Origin of the sequence: Candidatus Brocadia sp. (genome assembly GCA_021646415.1) — a bacterium.
Classification (GTDB): Bacteria; Planctomycetota; Brocadiia; order Brocadiales; family Brocadiaceae; genus Brocadia.
The window spans coordinates 126655-148621 of the sequence record SOEU01000005.1; the positions used below are offsets into that span (position 1 = coordinate 126655).

Consider the following 21967-nt stretch of genomic DNA (forward strand, 5'->3'; position numbering starts at 1 on the left):
GTTTCGGATTTCGTGCTTCGGATTTTGTCTTTTCCGACTCGTTCGGGTTAGGAATTTACATTATGGAACTACCGGTAATCTCATTAAAGGCCAGGAGAAACTCACTCCATCCATGGATCTTCACCAGGATGATCCGTCATCCTCAAAAACGCCCGCAGCCGGGTACCTTAGTAGAAGTAATTTCCAAGGAAGGGACCTTTATTGGCAGGGGTATCTACAATTACAAAAGTAATATTGGTATTCGCCTGTTAACCGAGAATATATCCGAACAGTTAGACCACGAATTTTTCTTCAAAAAACTGGAACAGGCCAGGACACTTCGTGAGGAAATTCTTGGAATTCAGAAGGCTTCTGACAGCTACCGATTAGTCCATGGGGAAGCCGATGGCCTGTCAGGACTGATTATTGACAAGTTTGCCAACGTCTTTGTCGTGGAACCATATTCCGCCGGATACCTTGGAATCGTGGAATGGATCGTATCGTCTTTACAGTCCCTTTACCCGGGCACCCGGGTTGTTGTACGCCCCGATGAACGAATTGCAGCTAAGGAAGGAGTAGATTTTTCAAAGGCAGCTAAGGCTTATCCCGGTCCTGATTCTGTCGAAATAAAAGAAAATTTTCTGACGATAAAGGTAAATCTCAAAACAGGACACAAGACTGGTTTTTTTCTCGATCAACGTGAGAATCGCTTAACATTGTCACAGTATTGCCACGGGAAGGAAGTACTTGATTGTTTTTGTTATACCGGTGGATTTGCCGTTTCTGCAATGCTGGCAGGAGCAAAGTCGGCTACGGCAATAGACCTGGATGAAAAAGCACTGGAAACGGCACAAGAAAATGCACGGCTGAACTCTGTAAAAGTGACGTTTCTACATGTCAACGTGTTTGATCATCTGCGCATGATGATCAGCAAGGGTATGCAGGCCGACGTCGTGATCCTCGACCCGGCCAAACTTGCTGGATGTACTGAAGAGATCAGACGTGCACATCGGACCTATGGAGACATCAATAGACTTGGTATACAGGTTGTCAGGCCGGGCGGCATTTTGCTAACCTGTTCTTGTTCGGGTCTCGTATCAGAAAGGGACTTTCTTTCTATCCTGACTCGTTCTGCGGCGGAAGCTGGAGTTGTGTTGCAAATCTTTAAGATCACGGGGGCGTCATCAGACCACCCCTTTTCTACCATCTTTCCCGAAGGGCGATACCTTAAGGCCGTCTTTGCAAGGGTGTTCCCCATACATAAGTCCGTAGGGACACGATGCATCGTGTCCCTACATTGAAATCCATAAACGTTAATAAGAAAGGGAAATAAACGTATGACCTATTTAGAGGCATTGATTCTTGCCATCATTGAGGGTATTACCGAGTTTTTACCTATTTCATCTACCGGCCATATGGTAATCGCTTCTACATTTATGGGTATCAGCAATAATACCCTGACAAAGAATTTTGAAATCGTCATTCAACTTGGCGCTATTTTATCGGTGGTGGTACTTTATTGGCGTAAATTTCTCACCTCTTTCCGGTTTTATTTGAAACTAGCCTTTGCATTCCTGCCAGCAGCAGTTGTTGGTTTTGTCCTGGAAGATTATATCGACTGTTTACTTGCAAACGTATGGGTAGTCATCGCCTCACTTTTTCTTGGGGGAATTGTCCTGATCTTTGTAGACCGATGGTTTAAACGCGCCGAAGGAATGGAAGAACAGGAAATATCCTGGTTCCAGGCTTTTAAAATCGGTTGCTTTCAGTGTATTGCAATGATCCCGGGAGTATCACGGGCTGCTGCTACTATTATTGGAGGAATGGTGGTAGGGCTTAACCGGAGAACAGCCACTGAATTTTCATTTTTTCTTGCTGTTCCAACCATGCTGGGCGCAAGCGCCAAGAAAATGATGGGTTCTTACAAGACAATCCAACACCCTGATATAGCTATCCTGCTCCTGGGGAGTTTCGTGGCATTCGTCGTAGCTATGTTTGCAATCAAGGCCTTTATCGGTTTCCTAAAACAATATGGTTTTAAATGGTTCGGGTATTATCGTATAGTCGTTGGGGTAACTTTAGCTGTTATTGCATTTATCATGAAAATCAACATGTAAAAACTTTACGAAAACGTATTCGTTTCTTTTTTTTAAAACGAGCATTTCATTCGCTGAAATAGATATCTCCGGTTTATCATACATCAATATTATGAAAAAGCCTGTCAAACAGCTATGGTCAAAAGGCCTTCGTTTCTTTATCGCCTTTCTCCTTGCATTTCACTTTCTATTACCGATGAGCGCATTTCCAGATGCGGACAGATTGAAAAATTTCCCTGCACAGGTTGTGATTGAAGATATTATCCATGTCCCAACAGGCCAAAAGATACCGTTCTCTGCCCTTTCCAGTTTCTTTGATTGTGCCAGCGTCCTCTATGTAGGTGAAACCCACGCCAACAAGGCATCCCATCAGGTACAGTTAAAAATTTTAAAGGCTCATTATGAGAGATTCGGAAGTAAGTTAGCTATTGGTATGGAGATGTTTACCAGACCCTATCAACCTTTTTTAGACCAGTGGGTCGCAGGTGAGATTGATGAGAAAAAATTTTTAGAAGATACCCGATGGTATGGGGAGTGGGGATTTGACTATGCCTTGTATAAAGAGATCCTGGACTTCGCAAGGGAAAAGAAAATCCCCGTAATTGCCTTAAACGCACCAAAGGAAGTAGTAACCATGGTGAGGACAAAGGGATTAATAGATTTAAGCGAGGAGGAGAAAAAACTCTTGCCGGAAATCGATACCTCCGATTTCTTCCACAGATTCTATCTGGAAAAAGTCTTGCCAGAGCTTGTAAAACGAATGGCCAATATTGAGAGATTTGACAACGTACAATGTCTATGGGAAGAGTATATGGCGCAGATCATAACGGACTATTTGTCCTCGTGGGAGGGGAAAGACAGAAAGTTTCTTGCCTTTGTAGGAAATGGTCATATCATTTATGATTTTGGTATTCCCAAAAGGGTATTTCGACGCGCCTTCTTGCCATACTACACAATTTATACAACTGAATTTAAAGATGGCAAGCCGACAGCCCAACACCTGTTTATGCCGGAGATACCATTAGAACCCGCCGATTTCGTCTGGGCTATTGCCCCCCTTGAACCTGAGAAAAAACGGGTTTATCTGGGTGTCCGGTTTCAAAAGAGAGACGACAATAAACTGGTCATAGAAAAAATAACACCGAAAAGTCCGGCTGAAAAGACAGGATTCCTGGAAGGCGATGTTATTTTGTCAATTGACCACAAAGCAGTAAAAAATGCCATGGAACTTATTCATTACCTTCAAACAAAACGGTTCGGGGATACCTGCATTGTAGAAATTGACCGTGATGGTACAAAGATTACTTACGCAGTCACCCTTTTTGAATTTGAAAGGGAAGAGAAGTAAGATTGAGAAAATAAAGATTACTTCGTTGTTTCACTCCTCGTAATGACACTTTAGTTTTGGCGTTTTACTTCAATTGCCCATATATCGTTCGTCTGGTCACTCATCCATGCCAAACGGATCATCGGTCATCGTTCCATGAAACTTTTCCGCATGGGTGAGGGCATCCTGTCGTTGTTGAAAGACATGGATGCGGTTATCATTGGTCTCGTTAGTAATGAGTTCACTTTCTACAAAATATGCCATGTATGAGTCTATCTTATTGCCCCTGATTTCATCAGTGACTATAACATGATCAACCCATTGGGCGTTGTTTTGGAACCACTGCACTGCGCAATAGATAGAGCAAAATTTCTTTACTGAGTGGTCCTTAAGGACTATATCAACCTCATAGATAAGCGGAATCGCAGATCCATCATAGACACAACGCGGGCTTTTCAAGAATTTTTGATAAGATACCCCTGCGAGCGCAACGATCAAAATAATGATAAGTCCGATCCAGAATTTTTTTGTCATGTAAGTATCAAATGTATTGTCACCATCGCAATGGAGGCAAGCAGGCAAAAGGCAGATAAACTATTTACCTTCATTAAAAGCCTCTCTGTTACAATTTTCGTTTCTGTAACCATGCAAAAAAGACGCAGGATGCCCATCCAGCCAATAGCAAAGGTACCAATGACAAACAGCCCCAGCATAATGGGTGCGTCAGGTACCAGGCCATTCCCCATAAAACAGTAAATACAATGATGATAGGGCAGTTGCATAAGCCTTGGGGCAATGTTTTCAATAAACGCATAGATCACAACAGGGATATTGATAACCCCTATTACAGCCTGACCGTAAAGGATAATTTTCCTGTATAATGGTGCTAATGAAAGCCATTTTTTTGAAAGAGGTATCCATAACAAAGCAATAAGGATTATATTTGTCAGATAATATACAATAAATAAAATCTTTTGAAAGTGCCTTCCAAAGATGGCCTGGGGGATCATTGCAGAAGGTCTTAGTGGCACATCAAAGAAGGTGGCACAGCAGGAGACGGACATCAATGGCTTCATACGGAGCACATAATAAATATCCGCAATACTATCGGCCAGGAGTATGCTACAGACGATGAGCAGAAGGAATAAATTCTTCCTGACCAGAGGTGTCGTGGGGATAGATTTGTCAATGTAATAACACAGCAACCAGCCACCCATGACAAAAAAGGAAATAGGTTTAATGATTTGTAAAAAGGTGACCGTGGAGGGTAAAATCTGGGTAACCCCGAACATACACATCGCACCGGGTACCTCAGACACAAAGCTCTGGAGCATGAAGTAAAACCACGGCCAGGCAAGCATCCTTACGGATAGAATCACACACGCCAGGAGAAATATCAGATAACCCTTCTGTTCAAATTTGCCTTTCGTCTCTGACGGTATCCTAGGTTCAAAACGAAGATACGTCTTTAAGGCTGTGTAAAATAAAAATCCGCCTAAGAAGAGAGACAAAAAGGCAATAAACAACATGATAAGGGTGTAGACATTAACAATCATCAGAATAATTTACCAAGGTTTAGCAATTGACTTTCGGAAGTTAAAAATGCGTGTCTGATAGATAACATTTTACCTATTCTTCATTTCTTTGTTACCTTGATATTGTAATTCACTCCTTGTTCTAAGTTTAGCACGTTCCCATATATCATTATCGACATGAGCTCACATCCACCAAAAGACGATGTCTTTGTAATGGTTAGACCCAGGTTAATATCCTTAACCTGCACAGGGGTATTTCTATCCGTATCAGTACCATCTCCCAATTGACCATGATCATTACACCCCCAGGCCCAGACTGTGCCATCTGACTTCACGGCAACGGTATGATACCATCCAGCTGAAATTTGTGGGCTTACTAATCCAGGCGATGCGCTACTGGCAATCAATGGCTGTGAAAACAGAACTGCTATACACCAAAAAGAGTATAAAATAAACCTCCACGCCATAGGCATGATAAGGCTGAATGATACGTTTTTCATAATCTCGCTTGTCTCCGCTTAATAAATTATGAGATTTTTCGGAGGTTCGTCAGCATTTACCACTTCGGCAAAGTCGATTTTTTTAGAGTTACAAACAACACCAACATTTTGGCATACTTCGCAACGTTATTGGAAGTACTACCAATAAAGATCTCTTTAAATTTTTGAATACATAATTTTCCATCCTTTTATTTAAACCAATTTTGTGTTTTGAGACATATCTTAACTAACATGAGCATCACAGGAACCTCAATTAGTACTCCCACAACAGTAGCCAGAGAGGCCCCTGATGACAGGCCAAAAAGCATCGTTGAGGTGGCAATAGCCACCTCAAAATGATTGCTTGCCCCGATCATCGCAGTGGGCGCCGCATCCCTGTAACCTAACCCCAGAAATCTTGCTAATGCATAACTTATTGCAAAGATAAAACAGGTTTGAATAAAAAGGGGGATCGCTATAAAAAGAATCGCTTGTTGTTGAGTAATAATCACATCGCCCTTGAATGAAAACAAAAGAACCAGTGTGGCCAGAAGTGCTGTTATGGATACCGGCGTTAAGAAGTGCAGGAATTTTTTCTGGAACCACACCAACCCCTTGGTTTTAATAATCCATCTCCGGGAAAAATACCCCGCTACCAGGGGAAGGGCAACGTAAATTAAAACAGAGAGCGCTATTGTTTCCCAGGGAATAGGCATCTTGTTTACTTTTAATAAGAAACCACCCAACGGGGCATACAAAACCAGCATGGTCAAAGAGTTTATGGCCACCATCACCAGGGTTAGCCCGTCGTTGCCCCTTGCTAAATATCCCCACATTAAAACCATCGCTGTACAGGGTGCGATTCCTAAGAGTATAGCGCCTGATATATATGAACGATAAAGCCCCACAGTGCTTCCGTCTTTAATAATTTCTGTGCCGGGTAAAAAATCTTTAAACAGATGCCCCAAAAAAAATGTCGCGATTACATACATCGTAAACGGTTTAATACACCAATTAATAAATAAAGTCAAAAAAACTGGCTTAGGAGTCTTTCCTGCTTTTATAACTTCCGCAAAGTCTATCTTCACCATGATAGGGTACATCATAAAAAAAAGACAGACCGCAATAGGAATAGAAACTTCATATACTGCAAGGGAATCTAACTTGACTGCAACGTCGGGCGCTGCCTTTCCCAGAACAATGCCTGCCCCGATACAAAGCAAAACCCAGAACGTTAAGTATTTCTCAAAAAAAGCTAATTTAAAGTTTATCTTGTTTGAGTAGCTCAACAATGTGTCTTTCAATTAAATCTCTGACCGTAACGAAATATTGCTTATTCTTGGCTTTGGGATCAGGAATATTCCAATCAATGGTTTTCTCTTTCGGGGTAAGAGGATAGTTTTTCGTACATCCCATGGTGATAAATTTTGTGGCATTAACGATCATTTTTTTATCAAGCACTTTTGGCTTTTGTTGAGAAATATCAATGCCTCTTTCTTTCATAACCTCGATTGCCACAGGGTTTATTTCTTTAGCAATCTCCGTTCCTGCACTCCGCGCAACAGCTTTATCAGTCAGTGTATTAAAAATACCTTCTGCCATCTGACTGCGGCAGGCATTCTCTACGCATACAAACAAATAAATTGGCCTTGAATCCATAATTAAATATCATTGCAACATTTTAGCTGTTTGAAAAATTTCCTTTAATAAGTTACTACTACTTGTTCCCAAACTCTTGTTTGGGAACACAATTGCAGAGAAACTGAGTTTCTCACCCATTACACTCCCAAACAGGAGTTTGGGAACGAGCAGTTGAAAAATATTTTTATATAGCAAACACATGAAATATGTTAACATCTTTCTTCTTTCTTTTTCTGTACAATCTCTTGTAAAAAATGTGTCACTTTTTCTATATTTTCTTCTTTGAGTGAATAGTAGACCCATTTACCGTCCTTCCGGTCTTTAATGAGACCGCTTTCCCTTAAAATTCCCAGGTGGTGAGAAACAAGATTTTGCGAGAGTTTGAAATATTCATAAATATGACACACGCATTTCTCTCCGGATGCAAGATAGGAAATAATATTGAGACGGATGTCACTGCTCAGCGCTTTTAGTAATTTGGCAAATTTTTGAGTTTTAAAAGCATTCATGAATATATATCAAATTATATTGATATAATATGGATTGAAAACCTGAATGTCAAGGTGCTTGTTATGATAAAAATAATTTTAACTGTGATTATAATTTCGATTTTAAATTTTAAATATGGATAAAATTTGTTGTTTTTTTCATCGTAATCCTATATCATTTTTAGTAAAAAAACCTTGAGGAATTTATGAATTACAAACCCTACGCCATCTCCTGGAACACGACCTATCGATGCAACCTGCGCTGCAGCCACTGTTATCTTGATACAAACGCATTAACGAGGCAATCTGCCAGCGAATTGAGCACCCAAGAGGGATTTCGGCTCATAGACCAAATGGCTGAGCTTAATCCCAATCAGTTGCTGATCCTTACCGGTGGTGAGCCTCTGTTGAGAAAGGATATTTATGACCTGGCTTCCTACGCCTCTCGAAAAGGGATGATGGTAGTCCTGGGAACAAATGGCAACCTGATTGATGACGATGTTGCTAAGAAACTCAAAGAAAGCGGTGTTACAGGGGTTGGTATCAGCCTTGACTCCATCGTACCTGAAAGACACGATAATTTCAGGGGAATTCCCGGTGCATGGGACGACACCCTGAATGGAATTGAGGCATGTCGCAGACAAGGTATCGAATTTCAAATACAAACCACGGTTACCAGGGAAAACTTCCATGAAATCCCTGATATTATTGAGTTTTCTTACAATCTGGGAGCCAAGGTCTTTAATTTGTTCTTTTTAGTGTGTACCGGGAAGGGACAAGAACTGACGGATATTACACCTCAGCAGTACGATCAGGCATTGCACCAACTGTATGAGATCCAAAAGAAATATCAGGGGAAGATGATGGTGGGCGCAAAGTGTGCACCGCACTATCGAAGGATTGTGTATGAACACGATGCATCCTCTCCGCTCATTCGAACCTATGCAGGTGGCTGCCCGGCCGGCACTCACTATTGCAGGGTTACACCCGAAGGAAATGTTACACCGTGTCCTTACATGCCGAATATTTCCGGGAATGTGAGAGAAAAAAGCTTTGGAGAAATCTGGAAACACACCGCTGATTTTCAAACCTTGCGTAATGCCAATCTCCATGGCAGATGCGGTATGTGTGAATTTCAATATATCTGCAAGGGATGCCGTGCACGGGCATTGGCGGCCGCGGGAAATCAGATGGACGAGGATGCATGGTGCGACTATGTTCCCGGAAAATATGGAAGCAAGGTCATCCAATTGGCAACATCCGAAACCTTTGGTATCGAAGAGAATTTTACCATGCCATGGAGTATTGACGCACGGAATATTCTGAAACAGATCCCTTCTTTTGGGCGAGGCATGGTTATTAAAGGTGTGGAACGTTTTGCAGTAAACAAGCGGTATCCGGAAGTAACGGTAGACGTAATGAGAGCAGCACGTGAAGAAATGATGTCGAATAGGAAGACGGCATTTCCCATGAAAAGCGACGAAAGAACGCAACCCCCTTCCCCTTCGATGGGTAAGAACGGGGGCGAGCCATTGCAAAATGAAGAAATTCCCTGGACTGAAGAGGCCTGGAAACGGGTGGCAAATGCGCCGGACTTTGTTCGACCGGGCATTTACAAGCTCATGCAAAAAAAGGCACGACAGCATGGTTATAAGGAAATTACTTCAAAATTTCTTTCGGAAATACGGGATGAATCCATGCAGCTCGCATCAAAACGCATCAGGAATATTGGATTTGATGAACTCAGTATGGATGCATGGGACAAGGCCAAAGAGAAGCTAAAGAATGCACGGAAAAAAGAGGTCATTGATAACATTAAGGCATTTCTTGGTGAACGAATAAACAAGAATGACGGTATTATTACCAAATTTCAGGCATATCTTAAGACAGCAGGGAAGACGGGAAAAAAAGAAACCCCAGTAACAACGGTATGGGCGGAGGAGGCAAAGCAACGCCTGGAAAAGGCGCCGATATTTGTTCGTGGCAGGGCAAAGAAATCAATTGAGGATTTTGCTATTCAGAAGGGTGTTACCGAAATTACCTGTGAACTTATTGATCAATACATGGAAAACATCCCTTCTTTTGTAAGAAATAGGTTCAAATAGCACAAGAGGTTTCTGGAATCTGTAAGTCTATTCATGAATACCTTTATAAAACAGTTCCTGCAAAAATACCTAAGCCGAAAAAATTTCTTCCCCAATATTTTAAGTAAATTTCACATCCCCTCGTATAAATCCATAAAAACGAAGATTATCATCTCTTCAATCCTCCTTTCTGTGTTCCCTATATTTATCATGAGGGTGTTTATTTATCCTACGGAAAAAAAGGCCTTGCAGGATGCATTAATACAGAACCTCGAGGGGGTTGGGCACAAGCAGGCAGAACTTATTGTACGATGGATAAAGGAAAGGAAGGCCGATGCCCGGATCGTTGCTGAAAATCCAAATGTACCTGGTGTAATTTATAAATCCGAGGGGAGTGAAAATTTTTATAGACTGTTGCACCATTTAAATACCCTTCGGGAGGCTTACGGGTATAAGGAAATCTTCATCTGTGACCGGTTTGGGGATTTAAAAATAACCACCTCAACGGGAAAGGTGATTACCAATCTGGCTGGATTCGAGTTTTTCCAAATGGCAATAAGCGGTGTTACGTTTGTTTCACCAATTATGCCTTCAGTAATTCCCTTGGAAAATGAATATGGAAAGCTAGAGCACGGTTTGCCAACCCTTTATATTTCCACCCCGGTGGTTTATGAACACAAAGTCATCGGTGCGGTATGTCTCAGGGTAGATGTGATGGAGATCAGTAAATTAATGCGGAGTGTTCGCCTGGGGGAAACGGGGGAGACGTATTTGATAAATAAAGACGGCTATATGATTTCTGAATCCAAGTATTTAAAATACCTTAAGGATGCAGGATTTGTCCAGCAAAGAACAACACTTGAACTTCAGGTGTTAAACCCAGGGACAAAAGAACTCACACGGAGTGCTGAAGAGTGTATAAAAGGTAAAAAAGGTCATGATGCAGATGGCTATACAGACTATCGGGAAACAAAGGTGCTGGGCTTTTGGCAATGGATACCAGAACTGGACTGGGGTATTATTGCAGAAATTGATGTAAATGAAGGATACGGCCCGGTAGAAAGACTACATACTATTGTTACTCCGATCATAATACTGATAACACTTGCTGTCATCTCCTTTGCATTCTTCTTTGGGAAAAAGATATCAGATCCCATTTTGTACCTTACCGAGATAACAAAAAGTATTTCAGAAGGTGATTACAGCAAGCGGGTGAAAATTACCTCCAACGATGAAATTGGAGAACTCTCAAATTCTTTCAACAAGATGGCTAGTTTTTTAGAAGAAAAAACACAAATACTTAAGGAATACACAGCCAACCTGGAAAGGACCGTGGAGGAAAGGACAAGGGACTTGACCCGTATGAATCAAGAATTGGAAAAACAAAGTAGCAATCTGGAGAAGGCATATAAGGAATTATTGACGCTTGATCAGATGAAGGATAAGATGATCCGGGATGTGTCTCATGAATTGAAATCGCCCGTTGCACAAGTACAGATGGCAATTGATCTCTGGTCCATGGAAGTCAAAAAAGAACATATTGACCGCTCAAAGGAAGAAAAATTTGGCAAGATAATAAATAATAGTTTGCAGCGGTTGCGTAAGACAATCGGGAGTATCCTTGATCTCTCTGTTTTGGAATCGGGTAGGTTAGTGTTTAAGAAAGAATCCATCCAGATGGACGAATTGGTTTTACAAATAACTGCCGGTATGAGACTGTTGACCGGAAAAAAAGGATTGGCTTTGATAAATCACGTGAGCCAGGGATTACCTCCGGTAATTGGCGACAAAGATGAGATTCTGCGTGTAGTTACCAATCTTATAGATAATGCAATAAAATACACAGAAAAAGGAGAAATTCATGTTTTTTTAGAACAAAAGGATTCCTTTATAGAATTTGCCGTAAAAGATACAGGTGTTGGCATTGGTTTACCAAAAGACCAGTTTGGGAAATTATTTGAAAGGTTTTTTCAAGAACGTCCAAGAACAGATGGCGCAGGGGTCGGCCTTGCAATATGCAAAAATATCGTAGAGGCACACAAAGGGAATCTCTTGGTAGAAAGTGACGGTACGGGTAAAGGTGCAACCTTTAAATTTACCTTACCGATAGCACAGCAATACGCTTCATGAATATGAAATGTATCATGAATAAAAAAGGAGTTGGGCTTGGGCAAAAAAATACTCATAATAGAAGATGAAGATGAGTTTTTCTTTTTTTATACGATGATGTTAGAAGGTACTGATTATATCGTCCTTCGCGCCATCGACGGAAAAGATGCGCTTGAAAAAATACATGAAAATAAGCCAGACCTTATTATCCTGGATTTGTTATTGGATCAAATAACAGGCGATACCTTCCTGAAACAATTGAAATCGAATCCTCTGTACGCAAACATTCCTGTCATTATTGCAAGCAGTTTTTCGCCTCGGTCGTATAAGACAATTTTCGAAATAGATTCCGGGTTGGTCTTCCTGGAAAAACCATTTACGAAGGAAAGGCTGCTTGCTGAAATTAAGGCCAGGCTAGGCGCTTAGCAAAAATAATGTGGTATTTTTTGCAAAAAAATTTCATTGTGTTTGTTCAGAATTCATGGGAAGCACCAGTTTTTCATGATAATCTGTTTGGTTCCAGTTTTTCCAGATGAAGGTATCCATGAACTATTTTCTATCGATCAAAGAATTTTGCATCATTGTTTTTTTGCTCCTTGTGGGTTGCCATACCTCACTACACACAGAATCTGTTATTAAAAGAGATACCTATTCCTTAGAAAGATCATTATTAGACGATGCAGGAGACGGACAATTAGACATGTCATTTGAACAGGCATGTCTTATTGCATCGGGTGTCGATACCGATAAAAAGATGCGGACTTATCTGGCAAAAATCGACCTCCTTATCTTCCGAATTAGCCATGAAACAGATGTCGGCAAAACCAGCGATCCAATAACAAAGACAGAGAAAATATTCGATTGGCTGCAAAAAAACGCTAATGAAGGGGTATATAATGATTGCTATGATATCAGAGACACCCTCAATCTCAAGGTGGGGAACTGCCTCTCCTATGCAATACGGTTTACCATAATATGCCGGCGCTTTGGTATCGATATAAAAAACATCTTTGTTCCAGGACATATTTATAATATGCTGGTGTCCAATGGACGAACACATTATTTTGAACATACCCATAGTGATGGTATTGTAAAGAAAATGGACAAGTACAATCCTCAAAAAAAGATCATGAAGGATGAAGAACTGATTGCCGAGATATTTTTATATAAGGCCCGGAATGCAAATCATGATATGAAATATGAAGAATCGTGGAAACACTGCCAGCAGGCGTTGATGTGCAATCCTCATGATAACCGTCCTGTAATTTTGCTTTTGGATAATTACATTGCAAAGAAGAATTACGAAGAGGCATTTCGATATCTGAATGAATATCTCTCCCGGCATCCCGATGACATGAAATCGTTGAAAAATGCCTATATACTATTACAAAAGTTGTGTAAAAAAGAGGGTAATAAAGTTCAATAAAATGAGAACTGTATGTTTTTTCTTACTGGGAATATGGAGGAACAAGAAAGACAATGTATACGTGGTAGGAATTAACCCAAAATAGGTACTGATTTCAGACATTTTTCCTGCGTATGGGAGGAGCGGTTGTGGCTACTTATAAATTCGTGGCGAAAGATTTAATGACAGAAAAGGTGGTTTGTGTCCATACGGAAACCCCAATCAATGATCTTATAAAAATACTTGTCAAAAACCATATAAACGGGGCACCCGTTGTTGATAAAAAGGGAAAACTGGTCGGGGTTGTTTCAAAGACAGATATTGTTGAATATGACGAAAAAACAAGCAAGAAGCGAAGAGATATTACGAAAAAATCGTTTTATAGCGACACCAATGGAAAATTGAAAAAAGAACTGGATAAGCTATTAAAGACAAAAACTTTTGGAAAAACCTCCGTAAAAGACATCATGACACCGCGTGTCATTACTGCACAGACGGATGATACGATAGACCGCCTTGCAAAGATCATGTATGACAAAAAAATTCATAGGGTCATTATACAGGATAAGGAGCAGGTTATTGGAGTTGTGAGTACCCTGGATATCCTCCGTGCCGTGAGCACCATGGGCTATGGCAGCAGTGCCTTTGTTACGGAAGAGGCAATTCTGGATCTGCAGGAACGGCTGGAAGCAGCAGAAAAGTCCATCATGTCCCTGCGTGATATTCTGGACAGAATTCACGGAGAGAAGTAAAATGCAGGGGCAAACCGCTGTTTTCACCCACGTCTTTTGATAATTCTCTGGATACATTTTGTAGTTAAAATAATGAGTAAAAAATCGTTTATTTTTTTTAGTATTCTTCTTAGTTTGGTACTTGTTGTGGTTATCTATTTAGTTACAGAATCCTTATATAATGGGGGAAGAAGCAATAGTATAGAAAATAGCTTTCAGCAAGTCGTGCATGGTGTGGGTCTGGGTGCCACAACAAAACCGACATGGTGTTATATCAACTTCGACCCAAGGGTTGACCCTCGGTGCCCGTGTATCGAATGGCCCATCCCGGGGGGATACTGTTACTGTCCTGATCATACCGGCACGGTTTCTTATATAGCGGGTAATATGGAAATGGGTGTAGCGATTGAGATTGTTAGAAATCACTGAACACCGTCTATAGATTATTATTGCAGCATCCAAAAGCTGCATTTTTCGAGAGCATCAGAACCGGGCAGGTCGGACAATGCACGCCATAATCAATCTATCTTGATCCAATTCGTAATGCAAAATCCACCCCGATTTCTCAATTTTTGGTAGGCAGTGCCTACCCTAACTGGTTTTTTTATACAGAGTCAAATTTTCCCAAAGATAACGTTCTTTTGGCACGAGATGTTTATCAAGATATTCATCGTTTTTGTTAGCAAACCATTGTTCTTGAAGAGTATCTGATTTTCCCCCAAAACCATTTTCCGCTTTTGTTAGCAACATACAATTCGCAAGTTGATTTCGATCGGCTTCCTTGTATTTCATTATGCCGAGCATTCCCGCTCGAGGATTTTTGATACGTATTTTTTTCAATGCGCTTTGTGGGAAAACATGATCTACTTAAGGAAAGTTGTTTTTTTAAGCAGGTGTATAGTCGAAATCCCGATACCATAAATTGAAAAGCAGCGATTCGTATCAGTATGGCCCCATTTCGACCATTATTTTGTTACCTCTGTCCACCTTAAAATATTTTTGGGCGTTTCCCTGATTGACAGAGATTTCTAAAAAACCTGCACTTCCAAAGAGGACGAGTGGTTCTCCTGGCTTTACATCCATGTAAGTCTTACGCAACCCCATGATTTTCTTTTTTCTAAGGGTCGTCTCCATGACATATTTCCGAACTATCCCTTTTTCTCCACACGAAAGATGGAAAATAGAAGCTCGTTTGGCATACTTCCCTTTCATTCCCGCCTTGCGGATGTAGAGAATAGGAGAGGTGGTCTTGTCTCTGCGTGTTGTGGGCTTGGATTGGTTGATGATGTGTTGCTCAATATGCGATTGCGTAATATTGGTAATAAGGTTTCCAAATCGGTCGATGTAGATGATCCGACCCTCCAATTGTCCTGTCTTTTTACATTCAGGACCGGGTATATTCAAGTGTTCCAACTGGTTGATTTTGGAACCTAATTGTTGCGGTTTTATGCCCAACGACAGATGTGCTGCAACGGGTGCAAAGACGTCCCGACCGTGAAAGGTATTGCTGAGCGATGGTAAGAAAAATTTAGTATTTGTTACACGGATGATGTTTTTTGGTTTCTCTCCTGGAACAATGAAGCTGAGAATACCGTTGTTGGGTACAAGAAAGATATAGTTCCGTATGCACACACAGATAATATCTCTCCGGCTTCCAACGCCAGGGTCGACAACTGCTACATGGATAGTTCCTTTAGGAAAATATTGATACGATGTAGAGAGAAGGTAAGCACCATTCAATATGTCATGTGGAGGAATAGTATGGCAGATGTCGATAATATTTGCTGAAGGATTTATGCCCGCTATCACTCCTTTCATGATACCTACGTATGCGTCCTGATTGCCAAAGTCTGTTAACAGGGTAATTATGTGAGATCGGCGCATCGGTAAGCAAGTCTCCCGCCTGGACTGACAGAGGTCTGTTCTCCAAAAAGAACGGACAGTAAATCCAGCAATTTATATCCACAAGATTTGAATTATAGTAATAACAAAATATTTTAAATTCAAGATGGAAAATTTATTTTAATTTTTCTTTGCATTTATGCATACTCTTTGGTAGTATTTGTTTTATAATGTTTGGTTGTATTATAAAGTCATACGATAATATTGGTGTTATATTAAGGCTGCAAGGTTTATAACCTCGTAGCCTTTTTTGTTTTTAAAGGTTTTTAAAATGTGAGAGGGGGTGATTTAAGAATGGCAAATGGAACAGTGAAGTGGTTCAATGACAAGAAGGGATTTGGTTTTATTTCCCAGGATAACGGTCAGGATGTGTTTGTACATCAAACATCAATCCAAACTGAGGGTTTTAGGACCCTTGCAGAGGGAGACAAAGTCGAGTTCGAGGTCATAAAGGACCAGAAGGGCTACAAAGCCACAAAAGTCGTTAAATTATAAGTTTATTAAAAAGCACACTCTTATATTTTAAAGAATAATCAGTTGCAGTAGTTATGGTGTATAGAAATATGGAGTAGCCGTTTAAATTATCGTTATAATTACGACATGAAAGCCCCAATATCGGAAAGGATATTGGGGCTTTTTGTTTGATGTCCTAGAAAGCCTCCCGGTAAAGTGATCCTTATTTTTTTAGCCATCGTGCGACATCCTTTGCCCAATAAGTGAGGATCATGTCGGCACCGGCACGTTTGATTCCGGTCAAAATTTCCAGGGCAACACGCTTTTCATCAATCCAACCCTTTTCTGCCGCAGCCTTCACGACAGAAAATTCACCACTCACATTATAGGCTGCAACAGGATAATCAAATGTGTCTTTTATTATTCGGATAATATCGAGATAGGCCAATGCCGGTTTTACCATCACGATATCGGCACCCTCTTCAATATCCAGCGATACCTCACGTAACGCCTCTACTGCATTGTGGGGGTCCATCTGGTAAGAAGAGCGATCTCCAAATTCTGGCGTGGACTCAGCGGCCTCCCTGAAGGGACCGTAAAACCCCGAAGCATATTTGGCGGAGTAAGCCATAATGGGGATATGATTAAATTCCTCCTCATCAAGCGCATCCCGGATTGCCCCGACGCGACCATCCATCATATCACTCGGCGCTATGACATCTGCACCCGCCCTTGCATGAGAAACGGCCTCTTTTGCCAGGAGTTCCAGGGTCATGTCGTTATCCACTTCAAAATGACCCGTCTTGTCGTCTCTTCTTACAAACCCACAATGTCCGTGATCGGTATACTCACACATGCAAACGTCTGTGATTACGAGAATGTTTTTTGCTGCTTTTTTAATGGCGATGATGGCCTGTTGAATTATACCTTCATCAGCATAGGCGCCGGAACCCATCTCGTCCTTTTTCTCGGGAATCCCAAAGAGAATTACGCCAGGGATCCCCATCCCTTCTAATTCCTTTACCTCTTCAGTAATCTTGTCAACAGACATCTGATAATTTCCCGGCATGGATGGTATCGGTTGCTTCACACCTTTCCCTGGTCGGATAAAGAGTGGCATGATCAGGTCATCCACTGAAAGATGTGTTTCTCGAACCAACCTTCTGATATTTTCATTCTGGCGTAATCGGCGCAGCCGCTGTTTTGGAAAGCCCATAGTATTTTTCCCTTATAAATTATGATAGTTCACCACTTCCTTTTTATACTGCTAAAAGGAAGTATGAACCGTTACAAAAATTATACTCAATGCACGCTGATATATTACCACAAAAAACAGATTTTTACATATTTTTTATATTTCACCTTATTTTCTCTGCATCCTCGTGTTCCCTGAGGTGAACTATTACTATTTTCTACAGGTATCCCAAGGGGAATCTTATTAAATGTGTTTTTTATTTTCCCGCTAAATAAACATTTCATAAGGAGATACCCTTATTCAGAAACCATCATCAGGGGATTGATATTTCAGATATTTGACTTTATCCCGGAAATGCTTTTTAATGAGGGCAACGAGTTCATCAGGTTTTACGAAACAGTGTGTTTTCTTTCCCGGATGGTACATTCGTCCTGTTAGATATTGTTTGTGCTTACTTTTTGTAAACAAACAATATGTCTTATCTAACAGGGTGAAGATATTTCTGCTCGACTTATGACCTAAAAATTTTTTTAATCACGTATTTTTTAACAAAGTAATACTTTTAACGACTTATAGAGAAGGAGCCGGGTATGTTACCTGTAAAACCAGAAATCATATCGTTCCTTATTGCAGACATGGTTATTCAGGAAAAGGGGACAAACAAATGGAGTGCAATAGGGATATTCGATAAAATTCGAGCTGCAAACTTTCCATATATACATCCCTGTTTAGCCCTTTACATCCGTCTTGCAGATGCGGAAGGAGATTACGATATTCGCGTTGAATTTTGTGACGATAACGACCGTATATTCGCTGTTTTTGAAGGAATAACCCTGTCGATTCTTTCCCGGTTGCATCATCCGGACATAGGGATAAGGGCCGTAAATCTGCTTATTCCGAAATCAGGAAAATATTATTTTAAACTCTATTTCAATGGAGCATTTGCTAAAGGTTTTCAATTAGATGTTGAAGAAATACAACCAATAAAACAGAAAAATGAATAGGTTGTGGTAAATAAGGGCATATCACAGTGGTCTAAATTCGAATTATTTCATGTTTTTCCGTAGCACGCCAGTGAATACCCTCATAACGGCATGAGGTTTCTCCCGGCTATTTTCGCTCCTAATTTCCACGATATTGTAGTTTGCCTTCTTTCCATTTTTGTTAATTCTGCATACGTCGCAAGTGCATCATCTCCTGATTTTATGCTCTTACTTATTGCTTCTGCTGCAAAAAGTCCCGTTGATAATGCACATGAGATGCCTTCACCGAAGGCATTCAGAAATCCTGCTGCTTCCCCAACCAGAAGTATGTTTCCCCTGCCCAAGTAAAATCTTCCTGTTGTGCACATGTCATTGCCCAGGCAGCCAACTCTCCTTACCAGGTTTCTGAGTTTCAGGCCAAATCTTTTTTTGAGCATCTCCGTATATTTATTCAGGTAAGGATTTATCTTCACACCATTTCTTACAGCGGTTCCAAAGATTTGCAAGTCATTCTTTACATTAAACCATGAATACACATCGCCATATTGTGAATCCAGGAAACCGTTATAGAAACAGGGGTCTAAATCGGAATTGCCTTCATAGTAATTCTGATATGCAACAAACCATTTTAAACCTTTTTCAAACTCAGGGTCAAGCCCTGCCCGGATTATCGACCTGCTGCCTTCGGCACTTATTAAGTATCGGCACGTAATAACGTTCGTTTTGCTATTGGATATATTAGAACATTCCACTATTACGTGTTTCCCTGAATCCTGAAACCCTATCAGGCTACAGCAATCCCGGACTTCTGCCCCTGAGCTTTTGATAAGCCAATCATCATACCCAGAACGCCATACATTGGGTGCACCGCTGCCGTCCTTGCTGAACGGCCAATCGGTATAATGTATCTCATCAGACCAGAATCTTACCCCCTTTAAAATATTTGGGGTAACATATGCGGACTTCGGAATTTTGCCGAAATATTTTTCTGTGATATCCTGCGATTTTTTAAAGATAATACCGGAACACATCTTATATCGGGGGAGTTTCTTTTTTTCTAGCACGAGGACTTTTAGCCCTTCGTTTACTAGCCCTCTGGCTGTGGCTGCACCTGAAGGGCCTGCCCCTATGATTACAACATCATATTCCACCATCCGTAAATAACTCCTGAAATTATGTAAAAAAGAAAAGCTCCTTTCATAGGATGTCTACTTGGGTTGTTTCAGTGGTCAATCCGTAAAAAAGGAGCCGGAAGTGGAAAAAGTTTAGCACATCCCATGAGGGAATACAAGTATCATATTGTGTGGTTGAGAAAACGACGTACTTTTAATTTACGGAAGGTTTTGGGAATAGTGGAAATGGTTGGTAAACTACAAGCATGCCAGTAAGTCGCCAACGAATCCTGTTTGTTTTTAAATACAGGTATTCATATTAGCATTATAGAATCGGAAGGTATCTTTGCCATGTTCCTTGGATAGGTACATCGCAATATCAGCCTGTTTGATGAGACTATCTTTGTTATCAGAATCCAGTGGATAAATGCTAATGCCTATACTCGCGGTGGTATGGAGTTTGTGCTCATTAAGAAAAAAAGGTTGCTGTAATGCATGAATAATTTTGTTTGCTACCGTAGCTGCATTGAGCGCATGATCCAGATCGTGAAGGATAACCATAAATTCATCTCCCCCCAAGCGTGCGATAGTATCACCTTTGCGTATACACCGTGTTAGTCGCTCAGCAACAGCCTTAAGCAGCAAATCGCCCACGGGGTGTCCAAGCGAGTCATTGATGGTTTTAAAACCATCAAGATCAAGGACCATAATAGCCACAATACAACCGGTACGCTTTGCCTGGGTCATCGCTATTTGCAGACGGTCTTGCAATAGATTTCGATTAGGCAGGTTCGTAAGCGTATCGTAGTAGGCCAGGTAATTAATAAGAGCCTCCGTTTGTTTCCGTGCAATTGCATTTCCTATTATTTCTGATGTGATGCGGACCAGAGAAACGTCTTCTTCTTGCCATGCAGCAATAGTTGTGAGATTATCCAAACGGATAAATCCTAACAATTTCTCCTCAATATACAATGGAAAAGCCAGTAGTGATTTAATACCCTGCCTCTCCAGGAACTCTTTTTCAATACTAGCTTCTAGAGGCATTTTAGAAACATCGGTGATATAAATTACATTATCGGCGTGCAGGTTTTTCATCCACCAGGGAAACATTGCAGTCTGCAGATTCTTAATTTCAGGTATAACACCCTCGTCGCACCATTCATGGGTGTTATCCATTATGCTACCGTTATCACAGAACTGAAACAGGCAGACTCTACAGGCACCGCTTAACCTGCCGATATCAGCCAATGAGACATCAATAGCTTTATTAAAGTCTGTAAACTTAACTAACCTGGCAGAAATACCCGCTACGGCTTTTTCAGTATCTATTCTGCGCATGAGGGCTTCCTCCGTCCGCTTAAGCTCAGTAATATCCTGAACGATTCCGTTCATCTGGATTGGTTCCCCCGTATCGCCAAAAATGACTTCAGCTTGTTCATGGACAATGCGTTCCGAGCCGTCAGGTAAAATGATGCGGTGGTTAATGCTGTAGGGTATTTTTTCGTACAAGGCCTTATTGACAGATTCTTTCACAAATTCCCGATCGTCAGGGTGAACTGAGTTCAGAAACGCCTCATATGTAGCGCCAAATTCCAGTGGAGCGAGACCAAATATACGACATACTTCATCAGACCATCGCAATTCATTTGTTACGATATTCCATTCCCAATTCCCTAAATGGGCAATTCGTTGAGCATTGGCGAGGCTTGCTTCGCTTTTTCTTAGTGATTCCTCCACACGCTTGCGGTCTGTGATGTCCAGAATTATACCAATCAAACCAGCAATCTCTCTTTCATGACCATAAAAAACTGCTTTGTGAAAGACGACATCACGTACAGAGCTGTTGCTGGGCTTCACTCGAGCTTCATAAACCTGACTACCCCTATTGCGGAATAAGGCTAAATCCGCTTCATAATAGCAGGCAGCAAGTTCTTTAGGTGCTACTTCATATACTGTTTTACCAATAATTTCTTCCTTCTGCATTCCTAAAAAATCTTCAAATGCCTTATTGCAACCCATATATTTTCCATCTGTGTTCTTGTAAAATATCGGGGCAGGAATCGAATCCATGAGGGTTTGCAGAAACTGTTCATTGTCTTTTCTTGCTTCTTCGATTCTCTTGCGCTCTGATATTTCTCCATATAGTTTATCGGTTTGTTCAAGCGCAGTTTTTTCGTGTGCCACAAGTAACTGCTCCAGAGCGGCTATTTGAGACCTGAGGTATTGAGTTTCTGTATTTTCAATGCTATTTTCCATAATAACACTCTCTTTCCGTTCAAGCGAATCGGAATACCGATTTAAACAAATGCTTCGCCCCTCCACTATGGGAAATTTTTCAAAAAATAAATAATACAAAGCATTTTATATGCAAACAATATACCTTTTAATTAAATTAAACGAGGCCTTTAAAATGTCAAAACACCAGTGGAAGCGAAATAGATATATTTA

General features: G+C 40.9%; 21 protein-coding genes and 1 pseudogene. 11 read left to right on the forward strand and 11 right to left on the reverse strand.

Features of this window, described 5'->3' with window-relative positions; translation table 11 throughout:
• Positions 1 to 62 precede the first annotated feature (62 nt).
• The 3 genes from E3K36_06200 (at position 63) to E3K36_06210 (ending at position 3423) form a co-directional block, all read left to right on the forward strand.
• Positions 63 to 1280: a class I SAM-dependent rRNA methyltransferase gene (locus E3K36_06200; GenBank protein ID MCF6154838.1), complete on the forward strand. Its 1218-nt coding sequence runs from the start codon at positions 63 to 65 to the stop codon at positions 1278 to 1280.
• Between the two features lie 36 nt (positions 1281 to 1316).
• Complete coding sequence (locus E3K36_06205; protein ID MCF6154839.1) at positions 1317 to 2096, forward strand: undecaprenyl-diphosphate phosphatase; 780 nt, start codon at positions 1317 to 1319, stop codon at positions 2094 to 2096.
• A gap of 91 nt (positions 2097 to 2187) precedes the next feature.
• Entirely contained in the window at positions 2188 to 3423 is a 1236-nt protein-coding gene (locus E3K36_06210) for a PDZ domain-containing protein (GenBank protein ID MCF6154840.1), read from the forward strand.
• 96 nt (positions 3424 to 3519) lie between these two features.
• Here E3K36_06210 and E3K36_06215 read toward each other — a convergent pair whose 3' ends face one another.
• From E3K36_06215 to E3K36_06240, 6 genes are all read right to left on the reverse strand, one after another.
• Complete coding sequence (locus E3K36_06215; protein MCF6154841.1) at positions 3520 to 3936, reverse strand: hypothetical protein; 417 nt, start codon at positions 3934 to 3936, stop codon at positions 3520 to 3522.
• Positions 3933 to 4958, reverse strand: a complete 1026-nt coding sequence (locus E3K36_06220) for a hypothetical protein (GenBank protein MCF6154842.1) — start codon at positions 4956 to 4958, stop codon at positions 3933 to 3935. The genes E3K36_06215 and E3K36_06220 overlap by 4 nt, the downstream gene beginning before the upstream one ends.
• Positions 4959 to 5038: 80 nt before the next feature.
• Positions 5039 to 5437 (reverse strand): hypothetical protein, encoded by a 399-nt coding sequence (locus tag E3K36_06225; GenBank protein ID MCF6154843.1) that lies wholly within the window; start codon positions 5435 to 5437, stop codon positions 5039 to 5041.
• A gap of 188 nt (positions 5438 to 5625) precedes the next feature.
• Positions 5626 to 6687, reverse strand: coding sequence for an ACR3 family arsenite efflux transporter (gene arsB / locus E3K36_06230; GenBank protein MCF6154844.1), 1062 nt, complete (start codon positions 6685 to 6687; stop codon positions 5626 to 5628).
• A complete protein-coding gene (locus E3K36_06235) occupies positions 6677 to 7075 on the reverse strand; it encodes an arsenate reductase ArsC (protein MCF6154845.1) in 399 nt (132 codons plus the stop codon). Before E3K36_06235 ends, arsB begins: the two co-directional genes overlap by 11 nt.
• A 191-nt stretch (positions 7076 to 7266) precedes the next feature.
• Positions 7267 to 7566 (reverse strand): ArsR family transcriptional regulator, encoded by a 300-nt coding sequence (locus E3K36_06240; GenBank protein MCF6154846.1) that lies wholly within the window; start codon positions 7564 to 7566, stop codon positions 7267 to 7269.
• Positions 7567 to 7751: 185 nt separating this feature from the next.
• Here E3K36_06240 and E3K36_06245 point away from each other — a divergent pair, with 185 nt between their 5' ends.
• The 6 genes from E3K36_06245 to E3K36_06270 all read left to right on the forward strand — a co-directional run bounded on the left by E3K36_06245 (position 7752) and on the right by E3K36_06270 (position 14303).
• The gene (locus E3K36_06245; GenBank protein ID MCF6154847.1) at positions 7752 to 9650 is read left to right on the forward strand and encodes a radical SAM protein; all 1899 of its coding nucleotides are present in this window, start codon (positions 7752 to 7754) and stop codon (positions 9648 to 9650) included.
• A 33-nt stretch (positions 9651 to 9683) separates the two neighbouring features.
• Entirely contained in the window at positions 9684 to 11759 is a 2076-nt protein-coding gene (locus E3K36_06250) for a HAMP domain-containing protein (protein ID MCF6154848.1), read from the forward strand.
• A 36-nt stretch (positions 11760 to 11795) separates the two neighbouring features.
• The gene (locus E3K36_06255) at positions 11796 to 12164 is read left to right on the forward strand and encodes a response regulator (protein MCF6154849.1); all 369 of its coding nucleotides are present in this window, start codon (positions 11796 to 11798) and stop codon (positions 12162 to 12164) included.
• A gap of 106 nt (positions 12165 to 12270) precedes the next feature.
• On the forward strand, positions 12271 to 13164 hold the full coding sequence (locus E3K36_06260) for a transglutaminase domain-containing protein (GenBank protein MCF6154850.1): 894 nt from the start codon (positions 12271 to 12273) through the stop codon (positions 13162 to 13164).
• Between the two features lie 113 nt (positions 13165 to 13277).
• Positions 13278 to 13895: a CBS domain-containing protein gene (locus tag E3K36_06265; GenBank protein MCF6154851.1), complete on the forward strand. Its 618-nt coding sequence runs from the start codon at positions 13278 to 13280 to the stop codon at positions 13893 to 13895.
• Between the two features lie 72 nt (positions 13896 to 13967).
• The gene (locus E3K36_06270) at positions 13968 to 14303 is read left to right on the forward strand and encodes a hypothetical protein (GenBank protein MCF6154852.1); all 336 of its coding nucleotides are present in this window, start codon (positions 13968 to 13970) and stop codon (positions 14301 to 14303) included.
• Between the two features lie 162 nt (positions 14304 to 14465).
• Here the strand turns inward: E3K36_06270 and E3K36_06275 are convergent.
• Both E3K36_06275 and E3K36_06280 read right to left on the reverse strand, forming a co-directional pair.
• A pseudogene (locus E3K36_06275) lies at positions 14466 to 14807 on the reverse strand (DUF1524 domain-containing protein).
• Positions 14808 to 14816: 9 nt separating this feature from the next.
• Complete coding sequence (locus tag E3K36_06280) at positions 14817 to 15758, reverse strand: hypothetical protein (GenBank protein MCF6154853.1); 942 nt, start codon at positions 15756 to 15758, stop codon at positions 14817 to 14819.
• Between the two features lie 312 nt (positions 15759 to 16070).
• Between E3K36_06280 and E3K36_06285 the strand changes: the two genes are divergently transcribed.
• Entirely contained in the window at positions 16071 to 16271 is a 201-nt protein-coding gene (locus tag E3K36_06285) for a cold-shock protein (GenBank protein ID MCF6154854.1), read from the forward strand.
• A gap of 181 nt (positions 16272 to 16452) precedes the next feature.
• Here E3K36_06285 and hemB read toward each other — a convergent pair whose 3' ends face one another.
• Positions 16453 to 17445 carry a porphobilinogen synthase gene (gene hemB, locus E3K36_06290; GenBank protein MCF6154855.1) on the reverse strand — a complete coding sequence of 331 codons (993 nt, stop codon included), beginning with the start codon at positions 17443 to 17445 and terminating at the stop codon, positions 16453 to 16455.
• A gap of 569 nt (positions 17446 to 18014) precedes the next feature.
• On the opposite strand from hemB, the gene E3K36_06295 reads away from it, so the two are divergent.
• Positions 18015 to 18428 carry a hypothetical protein gene (locus tag E3K36_06295; GenBank protein ID MCF6154856.1) on the forward strand — a complete coding sequence of 138 codons (414 nt, stop codon included), beginning with the start codon at positions 18015 to 18017 and terminating at the stop codon, positions 18426 to 18428.
• A gap of 80 nt (positions 18429 to 18508) precedes the next feature.
• On the opposite strand, the gene E3K36_06300 is transcribed toward E3K36_06295, so the two are convergent.
• Both E3K36_06300 and E3K36_06305 read right to left on the reverse strand, forming a co-directional pair.
• On the reverse strand, positions 18509 to 19561 hold the full coding sequence (locus E3K36_06300; protein ID MCF6154857.1) for an NAD(P)/FAD-dependent oxidoreductase: 1053 nt from the start codon (positions 19559 to 19561) through the stop codon (positions 18509 to 18511).
• Positions 19562 to 19819: 258 nt separating this feature from the next.
• Positions 19820 to 21775, reverse strand: a complete 1956-nt coding sequence (locus E3K36_06305; protein MCF6154858.1) for a sensor domain-containing diguanylate cyclase — start codon at positions 21773 to 21775, stop codon at positions 19820 to 19822.
• Between the last annotated feature and the right edge of the window lie 192 nt (positions 21776 to 21967).